The organism is Streptomyces sp. WM6378 (assembly GCF_001279695.1).
Lineage (GTDB): Bacteria > Actinomycetota > Actinomycetes > Streptomycetales > Streptomycetaceae > Streptomyces.
In genome coordinates, this window is sequence record NZ_LGDD01000001.1 from 42,722 (window position 1) to 67,424 (window position 24,703).

21 protein-coding genes and 1 pseudogene are annotated in these 24,703 nt (G+C 70.7%); 16 read left to right on the top strand and 6 right to left on the bottom strand.

Translation table 11 applies throughout. The features are described from left to right. Positions 1–26: 26 nt before the first annotated feature. Both ADK54_RS00210 and ADK54_RS00215 read left to right on the top strand, forming a co-directional pair. Positions 27–1,307: a glycosyltransferase family 4 protein gene (locus tag ADK54_RS00210; RefSeq protein WP_053723382.1), complete on the top strand. Its 1,281-nt coding sequence runs from the start codon at positions 27–29 to the stop codon at positions 1,305–1,307. Continuing rightward, positions 1,304–2,131: a hypothetical protein gene (locus ADK54_RS00215; protein ID WP_053723383.1), complete on the top strand. Its 828-nt coding sequence runs from the start codon at positions 1,304–1,306 to the stop codon at positions 2,129–2,131. Before ADK54_RS00210 ends, ADK54_RS00215 begins: the two co-directional genes overlap by 4 nt. Here ADK54_RS00215 and ctaD read toward each other — a convergent pair. After that, positions 2,128–3,849, bottom strand: coding sequence for a cytochrome c oxidase subunit I (gene ctaD, locus ADK54_RS00220; RefSeq protein ID WP_078966033.1), 1,722 nt, complete (start codon positions 3,847–3,849; stop codon positions 2,128–2,130). The genes ADK54_RS00215 and ctaD overlap by 4 nt on opposite strands. 457 nt (positions 3,850–4,306) lie before the next feature. Here ctaD and ADK54_RS00225 point away from each other — a divergent pair, with 457 nt between their 5' ends. After that, positions 4,307–4,522, top strand: a complete 216-nt coding sequence (locus ADK54_RS00225; protein WP_053723384.1) for an I78 family peptidase inhibitor — start codon at positions 4,307–4,309, stop codon at positions 4,520–4,522. A gap of 92 nt (positions 4,523–4,614) precedes the next feature. Here the strand turns inward: ADK54_RS00225 and ADK54_RS00230 are convergent, their stop codons facing one another. Continuing rightward, a complete protein-coding gene (locus tag ADK54_RS00230) occupies positions 4,615–5,613 on the bottom strand; it encodes a phosphatase PAP2 family protein (RefSeq protein ID WP_053723385.1) in 999 nt (332 codons plus the stop codon). A 501-nt stretch (positions 5,614–6,114) separates the two neighbouring features. Here ADK54_RS00230 and ADK54_RS00235 point away from each other — a divergent pair. Together ADK54_RS00235 and ADK54_RS00240 are read left to right on the top strand one after the other, a co-directional pair. Next, a complete protein-coding gene (locus ADK54_RS00235; RefSeq protein ID WP_078966034.1) occupies positions 6,115–7,794 on the top strand; it encodes an MFS transporter in 1,680 nt (559 codons plus the stop codon). A 73-nt stretch (positions 7,795–7,867) separates the two neighbouring features. Continuing rightward, positions 7,868–9,061, top strand: a complete 1,194-nt coding sequence (locus ADK54_RS00240) for an acyl-CoA dehydrogenase family protein (RefSeq protein ID WP_053723386.1) — start codon at positions 7,868–7,870, stop codon at positions 9,059–9,061. An 84-nt stretch (positions 9,062–9,145) separates the two neighbouring features. Here the strand turns inward: ADK54_RS00240 and ADK54_RS00245 are convergent, their stop codons facing one another. Beyond that, the gene (locus ADK54_RS00245; RefSeq protein WP_053723387.1) at positions 9,146–9,583 is read right to left on the bottom strand and encodes a cell division protein SepF; all 438 of its coding nucleotides are present in this window, start codon (positions 9,581–9,583) and stop codon (positions 9,146–9,148) included. A 485-nt stretch (positions 9,584–10,068) separates the two neighbouring features. Beyond that, the gene (locus tag ADK54_RS00250; RefSeq protein ID WP_420717247.1) at positions 10,069–11,034 is read right to left on the bottom strand and encodes an ABC transporter substrate-binding protein; all 966 of its coding nucleotides are present in this window, start codon (positions 11,032–11,034) and stop codon (positions 10,069–10,071) included. A gap of 441 nt (positions 11,035–11,475) precedes the next feature. Here ADK54_RS00250 and ADK54_RS00255 point away from each other — a divergent pair, with 441 nt between their 5' ends. From ADK54_RS00255 to ADK54_RS00300, 10 genes are all read left to right on the top strand, one after another. Continuing rightward, positions 11,476–12,330: an amino acid ABC transporter permease gene (locus tag ADK54_RS00255; RefSeq protein WP_053723388.1), complete on the top strand. Its 855-nt coding sequence runs from the start codon at positions 11,476–11,478 to the stop codon at positions 12,328–12,330. Beyond that, positions 12,327–14,099 carry an FAD/NAD(P)-binding protein gene (locus ADK54_RS00260; RefSeq protein WP_053723389.1) on the top strand — a complete coding sequence of 591 codons (1,773 nt, stop codon included), beginning with the start codon at positions 12,327–12,329 and terminating at the stop codon, positions 14,097–14,099. Before ADK54_RS00255 ends, ADK54_RS00260 begins: the two co-directional genes overlap by 4 nt. A gap of 35 nt (positions 14,100–14,134) precedes the next feature. Continuing rightward, positions 14,135–15,019, top strand: coding sequence for an amino acid ABC transporter permease (locus ADK54_RS00265; RefSeq protein WP_053723390.1), 885 nt, complete (start codon positions 14,135–14,137; stop codon positions 15,017–15,019). Next, entirely contained in the window at positions 15,016–15,780 is a 765-nt protein-coding gene (locus tag ADK54_RS00270; RefSeq protein ID WP_053723391.1) for an amino acid ABC transporter ATP-binding protein, read from the top strand. The genes ADK54_RS00265 and ADK54_RS00270 overlap by 4 nt, the downstream gene beginning before the upstream one ends. Continuing rightward, on the top strand, positions 15,780–16,787 hold the full coding sequence (locus ADK54_RS00275; protein ID WP_053723392.1) for an ABC transporter substrate-binding protein: 1,008 nt from the start codon (positions 15,780–15,782) through the stop codon (positions 16,785–16,787). The genes ADK54_RS00270 and ADK54_RS00275 overlap by 1 nt, the downstream gene beginning before the upstream one ends. A 110-nt stretch (positions 16,788–16,897) precedes the next feature. Next, the gene (locus ADK54_RS00280) at positions 16,898–17,920 is read left to right on the top strand and encodes an LLM class flavin-dependent oxidoreductase (RefSeq protein ID WP_053723393.1); all 1,023 of its coding nucleotides are present in this window, start codon (positions 16,898–16,900) and stop codon (positions 17,918–17,920) included. Continuing rightward, positions 17,907–19,208 carry an NtaA/DmoA family FMN-dependent monooxygenase gene (locus ADK54_RS00285; protein ID WP_053723394.1) on the top strand — a complete coding sequence of 434 codons (1,302 nt, stop codon included), beginning with the start codon at positions 17,907–17,909 and terminating at the stop codon, positions 19,206–19,208. Before ADK54_RS00280 ends, ADK54_RS00285 begins: the two co-directional genes overlap by 14 nt. Positions 19,209–19,212: 4 nt before the next feature. Beyond that, positions 19,213–20,010: a DUF1684 domain-containing protein gene (locus ADK54_RS00290; protein ID WP_053723395.1), complete on the top strand. Its 798-nt coding sequence runs from the start codon at positions 19,213–19,215 to the stop codon at positions 20,008–20,010. A gap of 192 nt (positions 20,011–20,202) precedes the next feature. Then, on the top strand, positions 20,203–21,108 hold the full coding sequence (locus ADK54_RS00295) for a S1 family peptidase (protein WP_053723396.1): 906 nt from the start codon (positions 20,203–20,205) through the stop codon (positions 21,106–21,108). Between the two features lie 166 nt (positions 21,109–21,274). Further along, the gene (locus ADK54_RS00300; RefSeq protein WP_053723397.1) at positions 21,275–21,754 is read left to right on the top strand and encodes a hypothetical protein; all 480 of its coding nucleotides are present in this window, start codon (positions 21,275–21,277) and stop codon (positions 21,752–21,754) included. 23 nt (positions 21,755–21,777) lie between these two features. Here the strand turns inward: ADK54_RS00300 and ADK54_RS00305 are convergent, their stop codons facing one another. Further along, complete coding sequence (locus tag ADK54_RS00305) at positions 21,778–22,674, bottom strand: DUF4231 domain-containing protein (protein ID WP_053723398.1); 897 nt, start codon at positions 22,672–22,674, stop codon at positions 21,778–21,780. A 531-nt stretch (positions 22,675–23,205) separates the two neighbouring features. Here ADK54_RS00305 and ADK54_RS47100 point away from each other — a divergent pair. Next, a pseudogene (locus tag ADK54_RS47100) lies at positions 23,206–23,559 on the top strand (radical SAM protein); the annotation flags it as partial. 137 nt (positions 23,560–23,696) lie between these two features. Here ADK54_RS47100 and ADK54_RS00310 read toward each other — a convergent pair. Next, complete coding sequence (locus tag ADK54_RS00310) at positions 23,697–24,695, bottom strand: alpha/beta fold hydrolase (protein ID WP_199826831.1); 999 nt, start codon at positions 24,693–24,695, stop codon at positions 23,697–23,699. Between the last annotated feature and the right edge of the window lie 8 nt (positions 24,696–24,703).

Below are 24,703 nucleotides of genomic sequence, written 5' to 3' on the forward strand. Positions count from 1 at the left end.
CGAACGACCAAGGGGACGCGTGGCGCATGCACATCTCATTCCTGCTGCACAACGCGTACAGCCTGGGCGGCACCATCCGGTCGACCTTCAACCTCGCCGGTGAGCTCGCCCGGCGGCACGACGTCGAGATCGTCTCCGTCTTCCGCCACCACGACGAGCCCACCCTCCCCGCGCCCGAAGGCGTCCGGCTGCGGCACCTCGTCGATCTGCGCAAGAGCGGCCCCGGATACGAGGGCGACCACCCCCAGCACCGCCGCCCGGCCAAGGTCTTCCCGCGCGGCGACGGCCGCCACAGCCAGTACAGCCGGCTCACCGACGCCCGGATCGGCGCCCACCTGCGGGAGACCGAGGCGGACGTCGTCATCGGCACCCGGCCCGGGCTCAATGTGCACATCGCCCGCGAGACCAGGCCCGGCGTGGTCCGCATCGGACAGGAACACCTGACGCTCGCAGGACACAGCTATCGCCTTCGCAGCGAGCTGGCCCACTCCTATCCGCTGCTCGACGCGATCACCACGGTCACCCGGGCCGACGCGGCGGCCTACCGGGAGCTGCGGCTGCCGGACGTGCGCGTCGACGCGGTGCCCAACGGCGTACCCGCGCCCCGTGTCGAACCCGCCACCGGCGACGGCAAGCTGGTCGTGGCGGCCGGGCGGCTCACCCCGGTCAAGCGGTACGACCTGCTGGTGAAGGCGTTCGCGCAGGTCGTCGCCGTACGGCCGGACTGGAAGCTGCGGATCTACGGCTCCGGCGACGCCTTCGGCAACGAACGCGAGGCCCTGCGCAACCTCATCGACGATCTTGGCCTCTACAACCATGTGTTCCTCATGGGCCTGGCCGGCGATCTCGACAGCGAGTGGATCAAGGGCTCCGTCGCGGCGGTCACCTCAAGCCACGAGTCCTTCGGCATGACCATCGTCGAGGCGATGCGCTGTGGACTCCCCGTCGTCTCCACGGACTGTCCACAGGGACCACGCGAAATCATCAACGACGGGGTGGACGGCCGGCTCGTCGAGACCGGCAACGCCGACGCGGTGGCCGCGGCCCTGCTCGAACTGATCCAGGACGACGGGCTGCGCCACCGCATGGCCAAGGCGGCCCTGGAGAGCTCCGAGCGCTTCGACCCGGCCCGGATCGCCGAACGCCACGAGGCGATCTTCGGCGAGCTGCACGCCCAGGGCGGCGGCAGCCGCTCCGCCGGGGTGGTGCGCGACTCGCTGCACCGGGCCCGCAGCACCGCCCTCGACGGGGCCTACGCCCTGCGCCACAAGGCCGCCTCCGTGCTCCGGAAAGGGCAGACCGCATGACCACCACCGCCGAGTCCCCGGACACGGGCAGCGCCTCCGCGGCCCCGCGCGCCGACTGCATAGCCGACTCCGCGGGCGGGGTGACCTTCGACGTCACGGGCGCCGGACGTCCGGGTGCCGCCCTCGTCCTGCGCCGCCGCGGCACGAACCCCGGCGCGGATGTGCTGCTGCCGCTCACCCCGGCCGCCGAGGGCCTGCTCAGGGCGGTGCTGCCGAGCACGGTCGACCTCGTCGAGGGCGTGTGGGACGCGTATCTGCGCTTCGGCGAGGGCGCCGAGCAGCGTCTTGAGCCGGGCACCCGGGACCTGCGCGCGCTCGTCGACAGGGAGCCCGGCCCGGACAGTGACCGGGTCGCGGTGCGCATCCCCTACCCGGGCCGCTCCGGCGAGCTCGTCGTCCGCAGCTGGCTGCGCAGACCGCACGCCGAGACCGGCACGATGGGCTTCGGCGCGGGCGGCGTCACGGTGCACGGGCGGCTGTACGGAGTGGAGCTCGGCCCGGACGCGATCGTCGAGGCGCGGCTGCGGGGCGGGGGCGGCCGCGTCCACCGGGTGCCCGCGACCGCCGACGGCGACGGCTTCGCCTTCACGCTGCCGTACGCCCCGCTCGCGGAGGGACTGGACGCCAAGGAATGGCTCTGGGACCTGTGGCTGCTCACCGGCAACGGCGGCCCGGCCGTCCGCCTCGCCCGCATCCTGGACGACGTCCCGCTGAAGCAGGTGATCTTCGTCTACCCGGGGTCGACGGTCGGCCCCGGAGTGGTGCGCCCGTACTACACGGGCGCCAACGACCTGAGCGTCCGGGTGGACGCGGTACGGGGCTAAGCCCCGGGCTCCGCGGCCCCGGGCTCTCCCGTGGACGGCACCGCCACCGGCTCCTCGCCGGGGGGCAGGTCGTCGCGGAACGGGGCGAACTCCGGGTGGTGCAGGTCGAAGGCCGGGGACTCGGTGCGGATGCGCGGGATGGTCACGAAGTTGTGCCGGGGCGGCGGGCAGGACGTGGCCCACTCCAGCGAGCGGCCGAACCCCCAGGGGTCGTCGACCTCCACCTTCTTGCCGTACCGCGCCGTCTTCCACACGTTGTAGAAGAACGGCAGCGTGGACAGGCCGAGCAGGAACGCGCCGATCGAGGAGATCATGTTGAGCGCCGTGAAGCCGTCCGCCGCCAGGTAGTCCGCGTACCGCCGCGGCATGCCTTCGGCGCCCAGCCAGTGCTGGACCAGGAACGTGGTGTGGAAGCCGATGAACAGCGTCCAGAAGTGCATCTTGCCGAGCCGCTCGTCGAGCATCTTGCCGGTCAGTTTCGGCCACCAGAAGTAGAAGCCGCCGAAGGTCGCGAAGACCACCGTGCCGAACACCACGTAGTGGAAGTGGGCCACCACGAAGTACGAGTCGGTGACGTGGAAGTCCAGCGGGGGCGAGGCCAGGATGACGCCCGTGAGGCCGCCGAACAGGAAGCTCACCAGGAAGCCGACCGCCCACAGCATGGGTGTCTCGAAGCTCAGCGAGCCCTTGAGCATGGTGCCGGTCCAGTTGAAGAACTTCACCCCGGTGGGCACCGCGATCAGGAAGGACATGAACGAGAAGAACGGCAGCAACACCGCTCCGGTCGCGAACATGTGGTGGGCCCACACCACGATGGACAGGCCGGTGATGGCCGCCGTCGCCCCGATCAGGGTCATGTAGCCGAAGATCGGCTTGCGCGAGAAGACCGGGATGATCTCCGTGATGATGCCGAAGAACGGCAGCGCGATGATGTAGACCTCGGGATGGCCGAAGAACCAGAAGAGGTGCTGCCACAGCAGCGCCCCTCCGTTCTGCGCCTCGAAGACCACCGAGCCGAACCTGCGGTCCGCCTCCAGGACGAGCAGCGCCGCCGCGAGCACCGGGAACGCGATGAGCACCAGGATCGAAGTGAACAGGACGTTCCAGGTGAAGACCGGCATCCGGAACATCGTCATGCCGGGCGCGCGCATTCCGATGATGGTGGTCACGAAGTTCACGGCGCCGAGGATGGTGCCGAAGCCGGCGAGCGCGAGCCCCATGATCCAGAGGTCGGCGCCCGCGCCGGGGGAGCGGGTCAGCGAGTTGAGCGGGGCGTAGGCGAACCAGCCGAAGCTCGCGGGCCCGGTGGGCAGCAGCACCGAGCCGAGCACGATCAGGCCGCCGAAGAGGAACAGCCAGTACGCGAACATGTTCAGCCGCGGGAAGGCCACGTCGGGGGAGCCGATCTGCAGCGGCATGATCGCGTTGGCGAACCCGGCGAAGGTCGGCGTCGCGAAGAGGAGCAGCATGATCGTGCCGTGCATCGTGAAGAGCTGGTTGTACTCCTCGTTGGTCATGATCTGCAGCCCCGGGCGGGCCAGTTCGGCCCGCATCAGGAGGGCCATCACGCCGGCGATGAGGAAGAAGACGAACGACGTGATCAGGTAGAGGTGCCCGATCTTCTTGTGGTCGGTGGTGGTCAGCCAGTCCACGATCACCGCGCCCGGCCGTCCGACCCTGGCGGGCTTTGCCGCCGGGGTCACCGTCTCCGTACCCATTGCACCCCCACAGGTGTCTGGCGTCAGGCCAGGGGCCATGATGCTCGCGCTCGGGCCCGCCGCAACAGGGGGCGTACGCCATCCGGCCGAGCTTCGCCGGGCCCCGGTCACGGGGTTGCGGGTAGGGATTGTGTAAGGGTGCGGTGAATTACCTATGCGTCGTCAATTTCCTGCGGCGGGCGGCCGAGTGAGAATTCCCCAAGTGTCCGGCGTAAGAATTCTGTCAATTCCAGTAATGCGTTCGACTGGCCGGAAGTGTGGCATGCGATAACCGGGCAAGGGGTCAGGAACTGCCCGTACGAGTGACGGAGTTCGAAGCCGACAGGGGCCCCGATCCTGTGACAGAAGTGTGACTGGTGGGGTACCGGGGGCGGACAACCAGCGGGTTCCCGGCGGCCCCGCGGGGCTCGGCGGCCCCCGCTTCCGTCGTCGGGGCGGCACGCCTACGGTGGGTGGCATGGCACCGATACCGTCCCACCCCGCACATCCCGACGACGCCCCCGAGTCCTATGTCGGCCTCGACGCCGAGGGCGCCGAGCGGCTCGCCAGGTCGCGCGGCTGGTCCACCGTCAGGTCGCTCCCGCCGGGCTCGATCATCACCATGGAGTATCTGGCGGGGCGGCTGAACTTCGAGGTCGAGAACGGCACCGTGACCCGCTGCTGGCACGGCTGAGCCCGCCCCGAGCGCGAGTACGACGAAGGCCCCCGGTGAACACCGGGGGCCTTCGTGCTGTGTGCGTACCGTGCGGGTCGTCCGCGGGGCCGTCAGCCGCCCAGGGGGCGGGCCGGGGCGGTGCGTGGCGTCCGCTCGGTGTGCGGGGGGCGCCGGGTGCCCGCGGGGACGACCGGGGGCCGCTCCGAACGGGCCGGCTGGTAGGGCCTGGCCGGGAGCGGCCGGCCGCTCCCGCGCCCGCCGGCGACGCCGACCGGCTCGCGCACGGGGGCGTCGTCCTCGTCGTGTCCGCGCTGGGGCGGCATCGCGGGCACCGCTGGGGCGGGCACCGGGGCCGGGACGCTCGCGCGGGACCGCCTGCGCTCGCGCACCTTCTCGCGCACGGCGAAGACGAAGGCCTCCGCGCGGGCGATCAGCGGCTCGAACCAGGGCAGGGCGAGCAGGATGAGCAGCCCGGCCGCCCAGCCCAGGAGCACGTCGCTCACCCAGTGCGTGCCGAGGTAGACGGTGGTCGCGCCGACCCCCAGGGCCACCATGGCCGAAATGACCGAGAGCCAGCGCCGGGCGCGCGGCGTGGTGGCGAGGTAGGCGAGGATGCCCCAGGTCACGACCGCGTTGGCGGTGTGCCCCGAGGGAAATATGTCGCCGCCGGCGAAGAGCTCGGCGGACCCTATCTGCGTCGCGTAGTGCGGGCCGAGCCGGCCGAGGCCGAGCTTGACCGAACCGACCGTCATGTTGAGCAGCAGAAGGGCCGCCCCGAGGGTCAGGAGCGGCCGGAGTGTGTGCTGGCGCCAGGAGCGCCAGCCGAGCCAGGCCATCACCATCACCGCGGTGGGTCCGCGCTGGCCGAGGACCACGAAGTAGTCCAGGAAGGCGTGCAGCTGCGGCCACTGCTCGTACGGCCGGTACAGCATGACCTTCCAGTCCAGCTCGACGAGCCAGGAGGAGCCCAGCACGGCGACGACGATGGCGAGGTAGAACGCCATCGTCGCGCCGAAGAGGACCACGCGGTGACGGCTCATCCGCGGGATCTCTATCTTCGGTGGCTCGGGCTCCCGGTCCAGGCGGGCGAAGATTCGGTCAGTACGCACTCAATCGACGTTACAGCGAGTGAGTGAGCGCCCAGGCCGATCCGGGGTCTTTGTGATGACGATGTGATGTGGAGTATGTCTCACGCCCACCTTTATTCCCGGGCGCCGTGGAATACCCCGGGGCCTTGTCCTCTATTCATTCGACTCGGGGCCGGAAGGCTTGTTTGTATCCATCGGAATTACGTTTGCCGGGTGGGGGAGCGGAATTCATGCTTCGGTCACCGGTCCAGCACGGAGCGTAAAGATCACCCCACGGGTGGACCCCGCGTGGCGCACGCCACACCTCGGCGTCGTTCGCCGTGAGAGGTGGACCACGCGCCACATGGGTGAACTCGCGTAGTCTGACGAATCACTCGCCCGTCGATGCCGGGCCTCGGGGATCCCGATGAGGGCTGGTCACTGGTCCACCGGGCCCACCGACCGCGAGAGTGGTGGTGGCACGGTCCGTCGCGACCGCACCGTCCCGGACCCGGAGGGTCCGCAGTACTGGGAGGTACGTACATGACAGGGACGACCATGACCGGTGCGCGACCCGGTGTCCGCGCCGGCGGCGCCAACCGCTGGGTCATCCTCGTCGTCCTCTGTGTGAGCCTGCTGTTCGTGGCGCTCGACGCCACCGTCCTGCACGTCGCGATCCCCTCGGTCACCGAGGACCTGCGGCCCGGCTCCGTGGAACTCCTCTGGATCGTCGACGCCTACCCCCTGGTCTGCGCCGCCCTCCTCATCCTCTTCGGCACCCTGGGCGACCGGGTCGGCCGGCGCCGGGTCCTGCTGCTCGGCTACGCGATCTTCGGCGCGGCCTCCGCGGTGGCGGCCCTCGCCGAATCGGCGCCCGTACTGATCGCGGCCCGCGCGCTGCTCGGCATCGGCGGCGCGATGATCATGCCCGCCACGCTCTCCATCCTGCGCGTCGTCTTCCCCGACCGCCGCGAGCGGGCCACCGCCATCGGCATCTGGACGGCGGTCGCCGCGATCGGCGCCGCCGTCGGACCGGTCCTCGGCGGCTTCCTCGTCCAGCACTTCTGGTGGGGCTCGGTCTTCCTCATCAACATCCCGCTGATGGCGCTGATCCTGCCGCTCGGCCGCTGGATCCTGCCCGAGTCCAAGGGCAGCTCCGACGGACCCTGGGACGTGCTCGGCGCGCTGATGGCGGCCGGCGGCATACTCGCCGTGGTCTTCGGCGTGAAGCGGCTCGGCGCCGGACACGGCATATTCGACGGCCGCACCCTGGCCACCCTCTGCCTCGGCACCGCCCTGCTCATCCTCTTCGTCCGCAGGCAGCGCCGCCGCGCGCACCCGCTCATCGACATCCGGATGTTCTCCCGGCCCGCCTTCGCCACCTCGGTCGGCTGCATCATCGTCGCCATGCTGGCCCTGGTCGGCCTGGAGCTCATAGCCGTCCAGTACCTCCAGCTCGTCCTCGGGCTCTCCCCGCTCCAGACCGGTCTGCGCATGCTGCCGCTCACCTTCGCCGCGATGGCGGCGGGCGCGACCGGCTCGTACACACTGCGCAGGCTCGGCCCGCGCCGGATGGTCTGTACGGGCTTCGCGCTGACCGCGGGCGCCGTGCTGCTGCTCGTCCTGATGGGCCAGGCCGACTGGCCGTCGCTGATGATCGTCTCGTTCGTCATGCTCGGCTTCGGGCTCCAGACCACGCTCTTCGCGGCGTACGAATCGATGCTCAGCGAGGCCCCGCCCGAGCGGGCCGGCGGCGCGGCCGCCATCGGCGAGACCTCCTACCAGCTCGGCGCCGGCATGGGCATCGCGCTCCTTGGCAGCGTCATGAACGCCGCCTACGCACCGGGCCTCGCATCCGTCGGCGGGGTCCCCGCCACGGCGTCGGCCGCCGCGTCCAACTCGCTCGGCGAGGCCTACGAGGTCGCCGGCCGCCTCGGCGGCCCGGCCGGCGAGGCGCTGCGCACCGCGGCCCGCACCTCCTTCGTGCACGGTCTGCACGTCACCCTCTTCGTCAGCGCCGCGCTGCTGCTCCTCGGCGCGGTGGCCGGGCTGCGGCTGCCGCGGATCATGGACTGCTCGGTGGCCGGGCAGGAGCGGGAACCCGAGCCGGAGGTCCCGTTGGGACCCGAGCCGCGCCACGCACAGCAGCTGAGCGTGAAGCTGCCGTCCCCGGCGCGGCCCGGCGATGTGGCGACCGTGGAGTCTGGACGCACGGGACACTGACCCGTAACGTCAGCGCTCAGGTAATAACTAACACTGCTAGTTTTAGTTGAGCGAGAGCCGCGGAGGCGCCCTCATGTCCGCTCCTTCCTCCAAGCTGCCCCCCTTCGACCCGGCCGACCCGCTCGGCATCGACGACCTGCTGAGCCCCGAGGACCTCGCGATCCGCGACACCGTCCGCTCCTGGGCCGCCGACCGGGTCCTGCCGCACATCGCCGAGTGGTACGAGAACGGCGAGCTGCCCGGCATCCGTGAACTGGCCCGGGAGCTCGGCTCGATCGGCGCGCTCGGCATGTCCCTGACCGACTACGGCTGCGCGGGCGCCACCGCCGTCCAGTACGGGCTGGCCTGCCTGGAGCTGGAGGCCGCCGACTCCGGCATCCGCTCGCTCGTCTCCGTGCAGGGCTCGCTCGCCATGTACGCGATCTGGCGGTTCGGCTCCGAGGAGCAGAAGCAGCGCTGGCTGTCCGGGATGGCGGCGGGCGAGATCATCGGCTGCTTCGGCCTCACCGAGCCCGACCACGGCTCCGACCCGGCCGGGATGCGTACGTACGCGAAGAAGGACGGCACCGACTGGGTCCTGAACGGCCGCAAGATGTGGATCACCAACGGTTCGGTGGCCGGGGTCGCGGTGGTCTGGGCCCAGACCGACGACGGCATCCGCGGCTTCGTGGTCCCCACCGACAGCCCCGGCTTCTCGGCCCCCGAGATCAAGCACAAGTGGTCGCTGCGGGCCAGCGTCACCAGCGAGCTGGTCATGGACGAGGTGCGGCTGCCCGCCGACGCCGTACTCCCCGACGTGACCGGCCTCAAGGGCCCGCTCAGCTGCCTCTCGCACGCGCGGTACGGAATCGTGTGGGGCGCGATGGGCGCGGCCCGCGCCTCCTTCGAAGCGGCCGTCGACTACGCCAAGACCCGCGAACAGTTCGGAAAGCCCATCGGCGGCTTCCAGTTGACCCAGGCCAAGCTCGCCGACATGGCCCTCGAACTGCACAAGGGGATCCTGCTCGCCCATCATCTGGGCCGCCGCATGGACGCGGGGCGGCTCCGGCCGGAACAGGTCAGCTTCGGCAAGCTCAACAACGTGCGGGAGGCGATCGAGATCTGCCGCACCTCGCGCACCATCCTCGGCGCCAACGGGATCTCCCTGGAGTACCCGGTGATGCGGCACGCCACCAACCTGGAATCGGTGCTGACCTACGAGGGCACCGTCGAGATGCACCAGCTGGTGCTGGGCAAGGCGCTCACCGGACTCGACGCGTTCCGGTGACCCCGGCGAGCGCCCTGCCCCAGCTCTGATTGCCGTGTCTTCCCGGGGGTGCCCCCGGACCCCCGGCCGGTGGGCATCTTCGACTCAGCTCTGGTTGAAGAAGCCGCCGGTCCGGCGGCCGGCGGGCTCGCCGTTGACGATCTGGGTGTCGGCGGGGGTCAGCAGGAAGACCCTCGTCGCCACGCGCTCGATGGAGCCGCGCAGACCGAAGGTGAGCCCGGCCGCGAAGTCGACGACGCGCTTGGCGTCACCGGCGTCCATGGACGTCAGGTTCACGATGACCGGGACGCCGTCGCGGAACAGTTCCCCGATGCCCCGCGCGTCCCGGAAGCCGTCCGGCGTGACGGTGGCGATCCGGCGGCCCTGGTCCTCGGCCGCCTCGGAGGCCACCCGCACCCGCGGGTCGGTCACCCAGGCCTCGCCGGACTCGGCGGCACCTTCGGTGTACTCGTCGTCGTAGTAGCGGTCGTCGTTGTCCTCGACAAGCCCCAGCCAGGCACTGGCCTTGCGCACCGATCCCATGGACGCCTCCTCTCACTGCGGTCTTCTTCTTGCTGCTTCTTCAGTCTCGTGTCCCTATGGTCGTCCATGATGCGGATACCGCGCCAAGTGGATAGTCGCCGTGCAGGTGATTCGTGACGGTACTGGCACAGATCATGTGGCGATTCGTCAGGAATCCTCTGGGATACGCCCGGTACGTGAAGCCCGGCGTAACAAAATTATGTATGTCCCTCCACATGAGTGACACAGGGCTCGTACGGGTGAACGGATCCGTCGATACGATGCCTGCCGCACTGAAGAACGAGGCGCTGGGCGGGGTGCCCAACGTCACTCGGGGGAGAGCCGCGTCCGGAATCGACGGGCCCTGTTCGCCTCGGTTCTGACGGAGGCTCAGGCCGGGCGGAGCGCCGACTGGCGGCGCACCGCGGGGCCGCCCATGTCACAGCCCCGCGCCCCTTGAGGGCACGGGGCGGTGCGGCGGCGCTCAAGACGCGTGCCCGGCATGGCTACTTGTGTTCCGGCGGTGAGATCTCGGACCTCTCTATGCCCGACCCCGTCGTGCCCCACTTCGCCAGGATCCTGTCGTACGTCCCGTCCTTCTTGAGGTCGTTCACCGCGGCCTGGAAGGCGGGGGCCAGGGGGGTGCCCTTCTTGAAGGCGAAGCCCACGTCCAGGCGGTGGAACTCGTTGAGGAACTTCAGGCCCTCCTGCTGGCCCACCGCGTACCGCAGGCCGTTGATCGTCGACATGACGACATCGCTGCGGCCCTGCTGGAGCGAGATCCACAGCGCGCCCTGGTCGCTGTAGGTCTGCACCTCGTACGGCTTCTTGCCGGCGGCCCCGCACTTGGCCCTGTTCTTCTCCAGGGTCGCCTCGAACGTGGTGCCCGCGCCGGTCGCCACGTTCAGCCCGCAGAGCTGGGCGAGGTCGGTGACGTCGGTGAGCTTGCTGTCCTTGCGGACGGCGAAGCCCTGGCCGTCGTTGATGTAGGTGACGAAGTCGATGGTCCTGCGGCGCTCGTCGGTGACGCCGAAGTTGCCCGTGCCCAGGTCGTACTTGCCGCTGTCGAGCGCGGGCAGGATCACCTCGAACGAGGCCACCTCGCGCTTCAGCTTGAGGCCGAGCACCTTGGCGACGGCGTCCGCGAAGTCGACGTCCTGCCCGGCCACCGTCTTCCCGTCCTCCAGGTAGGTGGCCCCCGGCGGGGTCCCGACGCTGGTGGCGATGGTGAGGGTGCCCGCCTTGCGGACGCTCTCGGGCAGCAGCGCGGCCGCGGCCTCGTCCTTGTGGACGGCCGACACCACGTCGGCGGTGGGGATCTTTCCCCGCTGCCCGGCGGGCGCGGCGTTGCCGGCCGCCCCAACGTCCGCCGGGTCCCCTGACCCGCAGGCGGTGAGGCCGAGTGCCGCGGCGGTGATCAGGGCGAACGCGGCGTAGTTGCGCGATCTGCTCAGGCTTGGGGACCTGCTCATGACGGGGTGCGCTCCAGGGATTTCGGGCAGGCGGAAGTGCCGACGGGGGCACTGAGGTACGGCGAGGGGAGGGGTGCGCGAGTGATCAGTGAGGTGAAGGCGCGGGGACGCGGCGCGACGGCGCGCGCGGGACGCGGAAGGGCAGGCCGTGCAGGGGGTCAGCTCAACAGGAAGAGGACCACACTCGACCGAAGTCGATGTGGGAGCGCGTGACCAGCCACTGCTGCGGATGCATGGCCCAAGTGGAACAGGCATCCGTTTCCGCGTCAACCACGTTGAGACGTAACGCCCACAGTGCGGACAAGCTTGACAACCTCCAGCATGCAGCGCATAGCCTCAGGAACGGAACCCGTGCTGAGGGGCTCGGTTCCGCATCACCTCGCGCCATGTGTTCGTGAAGGCCAATCCCGTGTTCGATCTCTGCATCCACGGAGCCTTCGCATGTCCCTCGCCCTGTCCAAAAGCCCGTCCATAGCTCCCGAGGACGGCACTCCCGAAACCCTGCGCATCGTTCCCCTGCGCCGAACAGGCCAGCGGATCACGGCAGTTGTCGTCATCGTGCTGCTCGGTCTCGCGCTCCACTCCGTCGTGCGCAACGAGGCCTTCCAGTGGGGCGTGGTCGCCGAGTACTTCGCCACCACCGCCGTACTGCGCGGACTCTGGCTCACCCTGTGGCTCACCGCCGCCGTCATGGCGCTCGGCTTCGCGCTCGGCACGCTGCTCGCGGTCATGCGGCTGTCCGCCAACCTCGTGCTGAGAGCGGTGAGTTGGGGCTACGTCTGGCTGTTCCGGTCGACGCCGATCCTGGTGCAGCTGCTCTTCTGGTTCAACATCGGGGCGCTCTACCCGCAGATCCTCGGCGTGCGCACGGTCGACCTGATGGGCCCGGTCACCGTCGCCGTCGTCGGGCTCACCCTGCACGAGGCCGCGTACGCCGCCGAAGTCGTGCGCGGCGGCATCCTCTCCGTCGAGCGCGGCCAGATCGAGGCCGCCCAGTCGCTCGGCCTCGGACCCTGGCGCCGACTGCGCCGCATCGTGCTGCCCCAGGCCATGCGCGCCATCGTGCCGCCCGCCGGAAACATGCTGATCGGCACCCTCAAGGGCACCTCGATCGTCTCCATCATCGCCGTCAACGACCTTCTGTACTCCGTGCAGTTGGTCTACCACCGCACCTACCAGGTGGTCCCGCTGCTCCTCGTCGCCACCATCTGGTACGTCGTGGTGACCTCGCTCCTGTCCATCGGCCAGTACTACGTCGAGCGGTACTACGCGCGCGGCTCGGCGAGTGCCCGGTGAACGCGTCCATCGTGGTGGTGGGAGCCGGTCCGCGGGGGACCGGCTTCCTGGAGCGGCTCGCCGCCAACATCCCTTGCCTGTACGGAGACCGGGCCCTCGACGTCCACCTGGTGGACCCGCATCCCGCAGGGGGCGGACGGATCTGGCGGGCCGACCAGTCGCCGCTCCTTTGGATGAACTCCATGGCCGAGGACGTCACCATGTTCACCGACGACACCGTCCAGCAGGACGGCCCGGTGCGCCCGGGGCCCACCCTCGCCGAATGGTCCGGCCTGGACGCCCGCACCTTCCCCACCCGGCGGGCGCAGGGCGCGTACCTGCGCTGGGTGTACGAGGACGCCGTGGCCGCGCTGCCGGCCACCGTCACCGTGCACGAGCACCGCACCCGCGCCACGCGTGTCAGCGGGCCGCGCGAGGGGCGGCAGCGGGTGTGGCTCGAAGGCCGCGCCGAGCCCCTCGTCGCCGACCTGGTGGTGCTCACCCTCGGCCACCTGGACGCCGAACTCGACGAAGAGCAAAGGGAGTTGGCCGACTTCGCCGACCGGCACGGACTGGTGCACCTGCCGCCCGCCTTCACCGCCGACAGCGACCTGTCACCCCTGCGCCCCGGTCAACCCGTCATCGTCCGCGGCTTCGGACTCGCCTTCGTCGACCTCATGGCCCTGCTCACCGAAGGCCGCGGCGGCCGCTATGACGCGGACGGCGTCTACCACCCCTCCGGCCGGGAACCCGTCCTCCACGTCGGATCCCGGCGCGGGGTGCCCTACCACTCCAAGATCGGCTACACCTGGACCGGCGAACGTCCGCCGCTGCCCCGCTTCTTCGGCCCCGCCGAGGTCGACGAACTCCTGAGCCGCCCGCACCGGCCCGACTTCCGGCGCGACCTCTGGCCCCTGATCGACAAGGAACTGGGCTTCGCCCACTACCACAGGCTGTTCACCGCCCACCCCGAACGCACCGCGGTCGACTGGCCCGACTTCGAGGAAAAGTACGCCGCCGCCGACCCCGGCAGTCCCGAACTCCAGGCCCTCGTCGCCGCCTCCGTCCCCGACCCCGCCGACCGCCTCGACCTCGAAGCCCTGGACCACCCGCTGGACGGGCTCCGCTTCACCTCGTACGAGAGCCTCCAGGACGGTCTTCGTTCCTACATCCGGGGTGATCTGACTCAGCGTCATGATGCCGGTCACAGCGAGGACTTGGCCGTCTTTCTCGGGTTGCTTTCGGTCTACGGGCAGCTGTTGCGGGTCGGGGACGTGGGTGCCTGGTGGCACGGGTTCTTCAGCTTCCTCGCCTCCGGGCCGCCCGGGCCCCGGCTCCGGCAGTTGCTCGCGCTGTCGGATGCGGGCATCGTGCGCTTCCTCGGCGCGGGCGTCACCGTCGAGGCCGACGAGGCCAAGGGCGTCTTCCGGGCGGGCAGCGCCAGCGTGCCCGGGCAGTGGATCGAGGCGGCGGCCCTCGTCGAGGCCCGGCTGCCCGAGCCCAGCGCGGAACGCCCCGGCAGCCCGCTGCTGCGCTCGCTGTACGAGGAGGGTGCGGGCGCCGCCGATACCGGCCTGCTCCAGGTGGACCCCGCCGACGGGCGCGTCACCGGACGCGACGGCCGGGCCCACCCGCGCCGGTTCGCGCTCGGCCCGTTCACCGTCGCGCGCGCGTCGGGGGCGTTCACCAGGCCACGCACCGGAGGTGCGGCCTTCCGGCAGAACGACGCCACGGCCCGCGCCGCGCTGACCTTCCTGCGCGACCTCGCGTGTCGCCGCCTCAGCGCCTGACCGCCGTCCCCGTACCCCCTTCCCGAAGGACCCCCATGTCGCTCACCAGCGATCCACCCCTCGACACGGCCGCGCCCGCACTGCGGCCCGACTACGCCTCGCTCGAAGTGGTGCCCGTGCGCCGGCCCTGGCGCTGGGCCGCGGTCGCCGTCACCGCCGTGCTCGTCGCCCAGTTCGGGCACGGGCTGCTCACCAACCCGGCCTGGGAGTGGGACGTCTTCGCCCGCTTCTTCACCACCGAGACCGTCCTCAAGGCCGTCTGGATCACCCTTCAGCTCACCTTCTACGGAACGGCACTCGGCTTCGCACTCGGCGTCGTCCTCGCCTTCATGCGCCTGTCGGGCAGCCCGTTCCTGAAGGCGGTGGCCTTCGGCTACATCTGGGCGTTCCGCTCGATCCCGCTGATCGTGCAGCTGTTGTTCTGGTTCAACCTGGCCTATCTGTACAAGGAGTTGTCGTTCGGCGTCCCCTTCGGGCCGGGCCTGTTCACCTTCGACACGGTGGGGCTCGTCGGCGCGATGAGCGCGGCCGTCCTCGGGCTCGCCCTGCACCAGGCGGCGTACGCGGCCGAGATCGTGCGCGGCGGTGTACTGGCCGTCGACGGCGGCCAGTTGGAGGCGGCGGCCGCCCTCGGCATCCCGCGGCTGCGGCAGATCCGGCGGATCGTGCTTCCGCAGGCGATGCGCTCGATCCTGCCGAACGCCGCCAACGAGATCATCTCGCTCTTCAAAGGCACCTCGATCGTCTCCGTCATGGCGATCGGCGAGCTCTTCTACCAGGTCCAGGTCATCTACGGCCGCAACGGCAGGGTCGTACCGCTCCTCATGGTCGCCACCGTCTGGTACGTGCTCCTCACCACCGTGCTCTCCGTCCTCCAGCACTACGTCGAACGCCACTACGCGAAGGGGGCCGTGCGATGAGCACCTCCATGGTCGAAGTCCGGTCCGTGCACAAGAGCTTCGGCCCACTCGAAGTCCTGCGGGGCATCGACCTGGACGTCCGGGCCGGCGAGGTCACCGTCGTCCTCGGACCGTCCGGCTCGGGCAAGTCGACGCTCCTTCGCACCATCAACCATCTGGAGAAGGTGGACAGCGGCTGGATCACCGTCGACGGCACGCTCGTCGGCTACCGCCGGTCCGGAAGCAAGCTGTACGAGCTGCGCGAGCGCGACGTCCTCAAGCAGCGCACCCAGATCGGCTTCGTCTTCCAGAACTTCAACCTCTTCCCGCACCTCACCGTCCTCGACAACATCGTCGAGGCGCCGGTCGCGGCCCTGAAGCGGCCCCGGAAGGACGCGGTGGCCTCGGCTGAGAAGCTGCTCGCCCGGGTGGGGCTCGCCGACAAGGCGGACGCGTACCCCAAGCAGCTCTCCGGCGGACAGCAGCAGCGCGTCGCCATCGCCCGCGCGCTCGCCCTCGAACCGAAGCTGCTGCTCTTCGACGAGCCGACGTCCGCGCTCGACCCCGAGCTGGTGGGCGAAGTCCTCGACGTCATCAAGGACTTGGCGGCCTCCGGCACCACGATGATCGTCGTCACGCACGAGATCGGCTTCGCCCGTGAGGTCGCGGACACCGTCGTGTTCATGGACGGCGGGGCGATCGTCGAGCAGGGCCCGCCCGCCGAAGTGCTCGACGCCCCCCGGCACGAGCGCACCCGCGCCTTCCTCTCGAAGGTCCTGTGATGTCCCTTCCCAGCAGTTTCAGGAGTACGTACGTGTTCTCGCGCCGCACCCTCGCCGCCGCACTCGCCACGCTGGCCGCCGCCGGGCTCCTCACCGCCTGCGGCACGGGCGACGCCGCGACCGACGAGGTCGCGCCCAAGGGCGGCAAGGGCACCGGCATCAACCTCGGCCCCGACCAGCACCGCATCAGGGAGCAGAAGGTCGACGCGATCGCCGCCGAGCTTCCGGCGGGCGTACGCGACCGGGGCACCCTCAGCGTGGGGGTGGCCACCGGGTCGGTGCCGCCGCTCAGCTTCTACGCGACCGACGACAAGACGCCCATCGGCGTGGAGCTCGACATCGCCACGCTGGTCGCCGACACCCTCGGTGTGAAGCCGCAGTTCCAGCCCGTCTCCTGGGAGAACCTCTTCGTCGGGCTCGACAGCGGCAAGTTCGACGGGGTGTTCTCCAACGTCACCGTCACCGAGGAGCGCAAGGACAAGTACGACTTCGCGACCTACCGCAAGGACCAGCTAGCCTTCGAGGCGAAGAAGGGTTCCGGTTGGAAGGTCGGCGGTCCGCAGGACGTGGCGGGCAGGACCGTCGCGGTGTCCTCAGGGACCAACCAGGAGAAGATCCTTCTCGACTGGAGCGAGCAGAACGTGAAGGCCGGGCGCAAGCCCGTGTCCATCAAGTACTTCCAGACGGCGACGGACTACTACCTCGCCCTCCAGTCCGGGCGCATCGACGCCTACCTCGGGCCCAACCCGTCGGCCGCGTACCACGTGGCGTCGGCGGGCCAGACCGAGATCGTCGGCACGTACTCCGGTGGCGGCGCGGGGCTCCAGGGGGAGATCGCCGCGACGACGAAGAAGGGGAGCGGGCTCGTGGCCGCCTACGCGGCGGCTCTGGACCACGTGATCCAGGACGGGTCCTACGCGAAGGTACTGGCGAGGTGGGGGCTCTCCGCCGAGGCGGTGCCGCGGTCCGAGATCAACCCGCGGGGGTTGCCCAGGGTCGCGAAGTGACCCGGGTCTGGGGGCGCCGCCCTCGGACCCCCGCTCCTCGAACTCCCCCGAGGACTTCGTCCAGGGGGGACCCCCAGGGTCTGACCCGCATCCTCCAGAAAGGTTCACCCATGTCCGCACCACTGGTCCGCGGCCCCGTGCACCTCGCCGTCTCCCTCGACGGGGCCGGGCATTACGACCCCGGGCACTTCGTCCGGCTCGCGCGCCTCGCCGAGCAGGGGACGCTCGACTTCGTCACGCTCGGGGACTCCTTCTCCCGGGCCGGGCTCGACGCGCTCGCCGTGTTGTCCCGGGTCGCGCCCGCCACCGAGCGGATCGGGCTCGTCCCGGTCGTGAACACCACCCACACCGAGCCGTTCCACGTGTCCTCGGCCGTGGCCACCCTCGACTGGGTGAGCCGGGGCCGGGCCGGGTGGAGTCCCGAGGTGTCCACCTCCGAGGCCGAGGCGCGGCTCTTCGGGCGGCGGCCGGCCGCCCGAAGAGCCGAGGTGTGGCACGAGGCACGCGAAGTCGCCGATGTGGCGGCCAAGTTGTGGGACTCCTGGGAGGACGACGCCGAGATACGCGACGAGCCGACCGGGCGGTTCATCGACCGCGACAAGCTGCACTACGTCGATTTCGAGGGGCGTGGATTCTCGGTGCGCGGACCGGCCATCGTGCCCCGGCCGCCCCAGGGGCACCCCGTCACCGTGGTCGACGCGACCGCCGCCGAGCCGAGGGCCGCAGCCGTCCGGCACGCCGACGTCGCGCTCGTACGCACCCAGGATCCGCTCGCCGCCCGCACCGCGCGCGGGGAGTTGCGGGACCGGGCCCGCGCGCACGGCCGGGACCCCGAGCGGCTGCGGGTGCTCGGCTCGATCCCGGTGGCCCTTGCCACCACCGCCGACGCCGTGGAGCTGGCCGGCCTCATCGGCGACTGGTACGAGGAGGGCGCCGTCGACGGCTTCCACCTGCGCCTCGCCGACCCCGAGCGCGACCTCGCGCTCGTCGTGAAGGCCACCGTCCCGGTCCTCCAGCACCGCTGTCTGCTGCGGCGCTTCTATCCGGGCGCCACCCTCCGCGAACACCTGGGCCTGGCACGGCCCGTCAACCAGTACGCCACCGCAGGGGGAGGCCGCCATGAGCGCAGCTAAGAAGCAGATCCATCTCGCCGCCCATTTCCCCGGCGTCAACAACACCACTGTCTGGGCCGACCCGCGCTCCAAGTCGCAGATCGACTTCTCCTCGTTCGAGCACCTCGCCCGGACCGCCGAACGCGGCAGGTTCGACTTCTTCTTCCTGGCCGAAGGGCTCCGGCTGCGCGAGCACAAGGGCCGCATCCACGACCTCGACGTGGTCGGGCGGCCCGAGTCGATCACCCTGCTCAACGCGCTGGCCGCCGTCACCGACTGGCTCGGGCTCGCCGCCACCGTGAACGCGACCTTCAACGAGCCGTACGAGATCGCCCGCCGCTTCGCCTCGCTCGACCACCTCAGCGGCGGCCGGGCCGCGTGGAACGTGGTCACCTCGCCCGACGCCTTCACCGGCGAGAACTTCCGCCGCGGCGGCTTCCTCGACCGGGCGGACCGGTACACCCGTGCCGCCGAATTCGTCGCCACGGCGCGGGAGTTGTGGGACTCCTGGGGGCCGGACGGGGTGCCGCGGCCCTTCGCCCACCACGGGCAGCACTTCTCCATCGAGGGGAAGTTCGGCGTGCCGCGCTCCCCGCAGGGGCACCCCGTCGTCATCCAGGCCGGCGACTCCGGCGAGGGGCGCGAGTTCGCGGCCTCGGCCGCCGACGTCATCTTCACCCGGCACGGCACCCTGGAGGCGGGCCGCGCCTTCTACGCCGATGTGAAGGGGCGCCTCGCCCAGTACGGCAGGGAGCCCGACGACCTCAAGATCATGCCCGGGGTCACCTTCGTGCTCGGCGACACCGCGGCCGAGGCCCAGGAGAAGGCCGCCGAAATCCGCCACCAGCAGGTCTCGCCGCAGAACGCCATCCTCGCCCTCGAACAGATCTGGGGCCTCGACCTGTCCGCCTACGATCCCGACGGGCCGCTGCCCGCCATCGACCCCGACCCGGACTCCGCGCTGGTCCAGGGCAGGGTGAAGATCACCAACGCCTTGGAGATCGCCGCCAAGTGGCGTGCCCTGTCCGAGGCCAAGGGGCTCTCCATCCGGCAGACCGTCATCGAGACCACCGGCCGCCAGTCCTTCATCGGAACCCCGGACACGGTCGCCGCCGAGCTCGACGCGTTCGTGCAGGGCGGCGCCGCCGACGGCTTCATCCTCGTACCCCATCTCACCCCCGGCGGCCTGGACGACTTCGTCGACCAGGTGGTGCCACGGCTCCAGGAACGCGGCGCGTTCCGCACGGAATACACCGGGTCCACGCTGCGCTCGCACCTCGGACTGCGCACCCCGGTATGGAAAGGTTGATCGCATGAGCACGCAAGCACCGCAGGCCCCCCGGTCCGACCACGCCCTCGACTGGAAGACGTGGCACGAGCACCGCATCGCGTCGGTCTCCGCGCCCTACGGACCGCTCGCCCTGACCGGCACCCACTGGCTCGCGGACGGCGTGCCCGAGGAGCTCGGCCGGTGGCGGGAGGGCGGGGACGAGGTGGTGCTCAGTGCCGACGAAGGGCGCCAACTGCGCCTGGACGGGGCTCTGTTGACGGGGGAGGTGCGGCTCGGCGCCGACGTCGGGCCGGCCGCCGAGTCCCGGCTCGCGCAGGGCGACCGCAGGCTCGTGGTCCTGCGCCGCGAGGGGCTCTGGGCGGTACGGGTGTGGGACCCCGAGTCCCCGGCGCGGCAGGCCTTCGCGGGCATCGACGCCACCCCGTACGAGGAGCGCTTCCGGCTGCCCGGCACCTTCCGCCCGTACCAGGGGCGGCAGGTGAAGGTGGCGAACGCCGACGGGGTCGAGCGCGGGCTCGAACTCGCGGGGGAGATCGCCTTCACGCTCGGCGGGCAGGAGCACACCCTTCAGGTCTCGGTCGAGGCCGACGGTTCGCTGTGGGCCGTGTTCGCCGACGGGACCAGCGGGAAGTCCACCTTCAGGTTCCGCTTCCTGCGGCCCGAGGCGCCCGGCGAAGACGGCACGGTGACCGTCGACTTCAACCGGGCGCAGCTGCCGCCCTGCGCCTTCGCCGATCACTTCATCTGCCCCTTCCCGCCCCCGGGCAACACCCTCCCCATCGACATCCCGGCGGGGGAGCGGAACATCCGCACCAGCTGACCCCGGCGCGCGCCTCCTCGCGGGGCCCGGCCTGAAGGCGCTCTTGCGCGCCCCGGCCGGGCCCCCGAATACTCCTCCGCAGCGCTTGTCAGGAGCACGGCTTGCGCCTTATTGGGCTGCCGTAATCCTTGGCTGCGCCTCACGGGGTCCCCCCTTGCACGGGCCCCTCGATTCCCCTCGGGAGGAACAGAAGTGAGGATCAAGCGCACCACCCCCACACCCCCCACCGGTCTCGCGAGACGCACCAGGCTGGCCGCCGTCGCCACCGGCCTGCTCGCCGCGGTGGCCATAGCCGTCCCCAACGCCAGCGCCACCCCGGCCCGTACGTTCGGCGTCGCCGCCCTGACCGCCGCCAGCGACGCCGTGCGCGGAGCGGACGTCGCCGGAACCGCGTGGAGCGTGGACAGCGCGACCGGCGAGGTCGTCGTCACCGCCGACTCGACCGTCTCGGCGGCCGGCCTGGCGAAGATCAAGCGCGAGGCCGGGGCCAACGCGGGCGCCCTGCGCATCGAGCGGACCCCGGGCAAGTTCACCAAGCTGCTCTCCGGCGGCGACGCCATCTACACCACCAGCTGGCGCTGCTCGCTGGGCTTCAACGTCAAGAAGGGCTCCACCTACTACTTCCTGACGGCCGGTCACTGCACCCAGGGCAAGCCGAACTACTACACCAACTCGTCGCACTCGACGAGCATCGGCCCGACCGTGGGCACCAGCTTCCCGGGCAACGACTACGGTCTCGTGCAGTACACCAACACCTCCCTCGCGCACCCGAGCGCCGTGGGCAGCCAGCACATCTCCAGCGCAGCCAACCCGACGGTCGGCCAGACGGTCACCCGGCGCGGTTCGACCACCGGCGTGCACAGCGGCAAGGTCACCGCGCTCAACCAGACGGTCAACTACGGCAACGGCGACATCGTCTCCGGCCTCATCAGGACCACCGTGTGCGCCGAGCCCGGCGACTCCGGCGGCCCGCTCTACGCCGGCTCCACCGCCCTCGGCCTCACCTCGGGCGGCAGCGGCGACTGCACCTCCGGCGGAACGACCTTCTTCCAGCCGGTGGTCGAAGCGATGAACGCCTATGGTGTGACCCTCTTCTGACGATGCGTCACTGAACGTCGGCCGACCGCAGGCCAAGGCCCCCGCCCGGGCGAACCGGACGGGGGTTTCCGGCTGGACGCGATGCGCTGTTTTGAGAGGATGTGCAAGGGCACGACGTAGAACAGGTCCGTCAGTGACCGGCGCCGGACACACGGGGTGAGACGCATTGAAGCGCATCGGAGTGACCGGTCACCGCGACATCCCGCCCGACGCCTTCGAGGAGATCCGCGACCGGCTGCGCGCCCTGCTCGGCGGCCACGAGGGCTCCCTGGAGGCGCTGTCCAGCCTGGCCACCGGCGCCGACCAGCTCTTCGCCGACATCGCCCTGGACTGCGGCGCCGCCCTCACCGTGGTGATCCCGAGCGGCGACTACGAGACGGGCTTCGCGGACGCGGCCGAACTGGCCCGCTACCGGGGCCTGAAGCGGCGCGCCAGCCAGGAGATCGCGCTCGGCTACCCGCACTCCACGGACGAGGCCTACTACGCGGCCGGGGCCTACATCGCGGACAACTGCGACCGGCTGGTCGCCGTCTGGGACGGCCTGCCGGCCCGCGGCCTCGGAGGCACCGGCGACATCGTGCAGTACGCCCGCAGCCTCGGCAGGCCCGTCACGGTCATCTGGCGGGACGGCAGCCGCAGGGCGTGACGCGGGCCCGGGGCGAGGGGGGGTCAACTGCGCAGCCGGGCGAGCCAGTCCGTGTGCTGCGGCGAGACGATCCGCTCGGTCTCGTACACGGCCTGCGGCCACTGCCGCTCGGTCACCATGTTCTCCATCGCCACGTGCATCTCCATCAGGTCCTGCTCGACCAGCGAATGTGCCGAGATCAGGGGCTGGTGGCGGCGGATCTCGCTCCAGGCGAGACAGGCCGCGGCCGATGCTGACAGAACACCTGCCATGTTTACCTTCTCCGCGACCGAGAAGGTTTGGAGAGTTGCGGAAAAAAGGGCGAGAAGGGTCAACAGTGTGATCGCTGTCGACCACAGCCTGGTCGCGCGCCGCGAGGTCTCCTGGCGGCGCCGGTACCAGTTGCGCTGCTCGATGAGCCGGTCGCGTACGTATGTCTCCTTGCGCACGTTGAACGACTTGCCCCGCAACTCCCGCATGCTCGCGGTCACAAGCCCTCCCGAAGCGAGCTCGCCGTCCTCGCGGGGGTCGCGCCAGCCGACCTTCTTCAGCTCCCGCAGGCCCTCTTCGACGCGGGTGACGAACAGGGCGTCCGGGTCGGGAGCGTTGAGGTCGAAGGGGGCGCCGTGAACGGCGTAGCGCCAGCACATCGACTTGATGAACTCGGCGGCGGAACGGTTGAGCTGCCAGTGCGAGGCGGCGTGCCGGCGGGCCGCCCCAAAGCTCGCGAGCAGCACTCCCGCGTAGGCGAGCGCACTCAGCGCGCCGAGTACCTGGAAGTCCTCGCCGACCCGGACCTGCGGAAGCGCCGCCGCGAGCGCGCCGACGACGAGGAGCGAGAGCTGGGTGCGGGTCAGCTTGACCGCCGACTGCTGCCGGCCGATCGCCAGCGCGTCCGCGTGGTGGAAGAGGCCCGGCAGATCCGCGTTCCGGAAGACCATGCTCTGCAATGGGCCGGGAATCGCCGTCACATGCACCCCCGTCTGCGGTTTTGCCTTCATTCTTTCGTAGGGATGGCAGGTGTGCGTTCTGTTTGCGTGCTCCATCCACTGGTTGGGATGAGAGTAAAGTCGTCCCGCCGGTACTGCAACGGTGCATGTGCCGGTGCCACTGTCCACGTGCGGTTATCACTCACCCCAGGGGTGAACGTGAACCCCACCGTAAATTGAGCAAATTCACCCTCATTCGCCGCCGTGAAGAAGGACCGGGTGCCGCTGGCCGAACTGGCCGCGAAGGCCGGGGACCGAACCTCCGAAAGGAGCCTCAGCAGGGTCCTGGCCCCTCGGGAAGGTCGCCGCCCGGTCGCGGTGGCCACCTTCAACTCGGCGCTCTTGCATGGGAGTTGATGGTCGGCCCTGCCGGGTGCGCCCGGTGGGAGCCATGGGGCGACAGGGCAGGGCGAGGGCTCCGGGGCATTCCCGGAGAACTCCCGGGCCGGGTGCCCGAATTCCCGCCCTCGCTAAACTGGTGGAATGACAGGACCGCTGGTCCCATTCCGCGAGATCGTACTCAAGGTGCACAGCAGGTGCGACCTGGCCTGTGACCATTGTTATGTGTACGAAGCCGCAGACCAGAGCCGGCGGCAGCAGCCCAGAACGATCTCCGACGACGTCATTTCGCACACCGCCCGACGGCTGGCCGAGCACGCCGAAAAGCACCGCCTGAGTTCCGTTTCGGTGATTCTGCACGGCGGCGAACCGCTGCTCGCCGGGCCCGAGCGGCTGCGCCGGGTCTGCGAGGTGCTGACCGCCGCCGTCACACCCGTCGCCGAGCTCGATCTGCGCATCCACACCAACGGTGTGCTGCTCCGCCCGCGCCACCTCGACCCGTACCGCGACTGCTTCGGCAGCCCCGTACTGCCCCGATCGGGGCCGCGCGAGGCGAGGGAGCGGGGCCGTCGGCTGGCCCGGGCCCGCGCGCTTCGCCGAGAGGGTTCCGCGGTACGCCGACGCGATCACCACGCTCACCCCGCTCGCCCACGGAGCGGAGCCGGTGGGGGCGGCACGGCTTCGGCGCGCGCGGCCTTCCCGTCGGTCTCGTCGCTCTCGCGGACGAGCCGCTCGCCCTGGCCCTGCTGCGCGGGGCGCGCAGGGCGGCCCTGCGCGAGGCGGTCCTGAGCCGGGCCGGGTTCCGGGTCCATCCGCGCGACGTCTCCGACCCGGCGCCCGAGCGCACCGAGCCCGCCGCCGACAACGGGCGGACCGTGGTGGTGCTCTCGGCCGCCTACCTCAAGTCGGCCCGGGCGATGGGCGTTTGGCAGGCCGCGGCCTCCGCCGATCCCACCGGGCTCCGCCACACGATGCTGTCGCTGCGCGTCGTCGATCCAGCCGTACGCCGAAGTCCTCAGCGCTTCCTGGTAGTTGCGCAGCAGCATCGAGCGGATCCCGGCGTCTTTCACCACCATGCGGTCGGCGTGGGTGAGCTCCTTGTGCAGGTCGTCGAGGAGCTGCACCGGGTTCTCGCGGATGCGCGCCGAGCGCGCGATGAAGCATGCGGCCATCTCGTCCGGGTCGGCGACGCCCGTCGAGAAGGCGCGGACGTTGGAAGCGGCCATGCCCTCGAACCAGTCGAGCCCCTCGGCGTCCGGCGGCGCGAGGGTGACCAGGGCGGCGGCCCGGGTGACCCGCTCGGGCAGCAGCGCGGCACAGGCCAGCGCGTGCGGGGCGCCTCCGGAGCGGCCGACGACCGCGAAGCGTTCGAGCCCGTAACGGTCCGCCATCGCCTCGACGTCCCGCGCCGCGTCGGCGTCCCGGCGCCCCTTGAGCCGGTCGGAGCCGCCGTAGCCGGGCCGGTCGTAGGCGATGACCTGCATGCGACGGTGGTAGAGCACCATGCTGCGGGGCGCGGGGCCGAGCCTGCTGCTGGGTGTGCCGTGCAGCAGGAACACGGGGCTGCCCAGCGGGTCCCCGGACCGTTCCACCGTGAGAATCCGCCCGTCGGCCGTGCGCACCCGGTCCCGCACCGTGGCCC

What these genes read in the sequence shown, in the direction of transcription:
- ADK54_RS00240 (WP_053723386.1), top strand. Translation starts at nt 7,868, where the DNA reads ATGTCCGCTCCTTCCTCCAAGCTGCCCCCCTTCGACCCGGCCGACCCG.
- ADK54_RS00215 (WP_053723383.1), top strand. Translation starts at nt 1,304, where the DNA reads ATGACCACCACCGCCGAGTCCCCGGACACGGGCAGCGCCTCCGCGGCC.
- ADK54_RS00265 (WP_053723390.1), top strand. Translation starts at nt 14,135, where the DNA reads ATGTCGCTCACCAGCGATCCACCCCTCGACACGGCCGCGCCCGCACTG.
- ADK54_RS00210 (WP_053723382.1), top strand. Translation starts at nt 27, where the DNA reads ATGCACATCTCATTCCTGCTGCACAACGCGTACAGCCTGGGCGGCACC.
- ADK54_RS00280 (WP_053723393.1), top strand. Translation starts at nt 16,898, where the DNA reads ATGTCCGCACCACTGGTCCGCGGCCCCGTGCACCTCGCCGTCTCCCTC.
- ADK54_RS00225 (WP_053723384.1), top strand. Translation starts at nt 4,307, where the DNA reads ATGGCACCGATACCGTCCCACCCCGCACATCCCGACGACGCCCCCGAG.
- ADK54_RS00250 (WP_420717247.1), bottom strand. Translation starts at nt 11,034, where the DNA reads ATGAGCAGGTCCCCAAGCCTGAGCAGATCGCGCAACTACGCCGCGTTC.
- ADK54_RS00305 (WP_053723398.1), bottom strand. Translation starts at nt 22,674, where the DNA reads ATGGTCTTCCGGAACGCGGATCTGCCGGGCCTCTTCCACCACGCGGAC.
- ADK54_RS00235 (WP_078966034.1), top strand. Translation starts at nt 6,115, where the DNA reads ATGACAGGGACGACCATGACCGGTGCGCGACCCGGTGTCCGCGCCGGC.
- ctaD (WP_078966033.1), bottom strand. Translation starts at nt 3,849, where the DNA reads ATGGGTACGGAGACGGTGACCCCGGCGGCAAAGCCCGCCAGGGTCGGA.
- ADK54_RS00255 (WP_053723388.1), top strand. Translation starts at nt 11,476, where the DNA reads ATGTCCCTCGCCCTGTCCAAAAGCCCGTCCATAGCTCCCGAGGACGGC.
- ADK54_RS00270 (WP_053723391.1), top strand. Translation starts at nt 15,016, where the DNA reads ATGAGCACCTCCATGGTCGAAGTCCGGTCCGTGCACAAGAGCTTCGGC.
- ADK54_RS00245 (WP_053723387.1), bottom strand. Translation starts at nt 9,583, where the DNA reads ATGGGATCGGTGCGCAAGGCCAGTGCCTGGCTGGGGCTTGTCGAGGAC.
- ADK54_RS00275 (WP_053723392.1), top strand. Translation starts at nt 15,780, where the DNA reads ATGTCCCTTCCCAGCAGTTTCAGGAGTACGTACGTGTTCTCGCGCCGC.
- ADK54_RS00290 (WP_053723395.1), top strand. Translation starts at nt 19,213, where the DNA reads ATGAGCACGCAAGCACCGCAGGCCCCCCGGTCCGACCACGCCCTCGAC.
- ADK54_RS00285 (WP_053723394.1), top strand. Translation starts at nt 17,907, where the DNA reads ATGAGCGCAGCTAAGAAGCAGATCCATCTCGCCGCCCATTTCCCCGGC.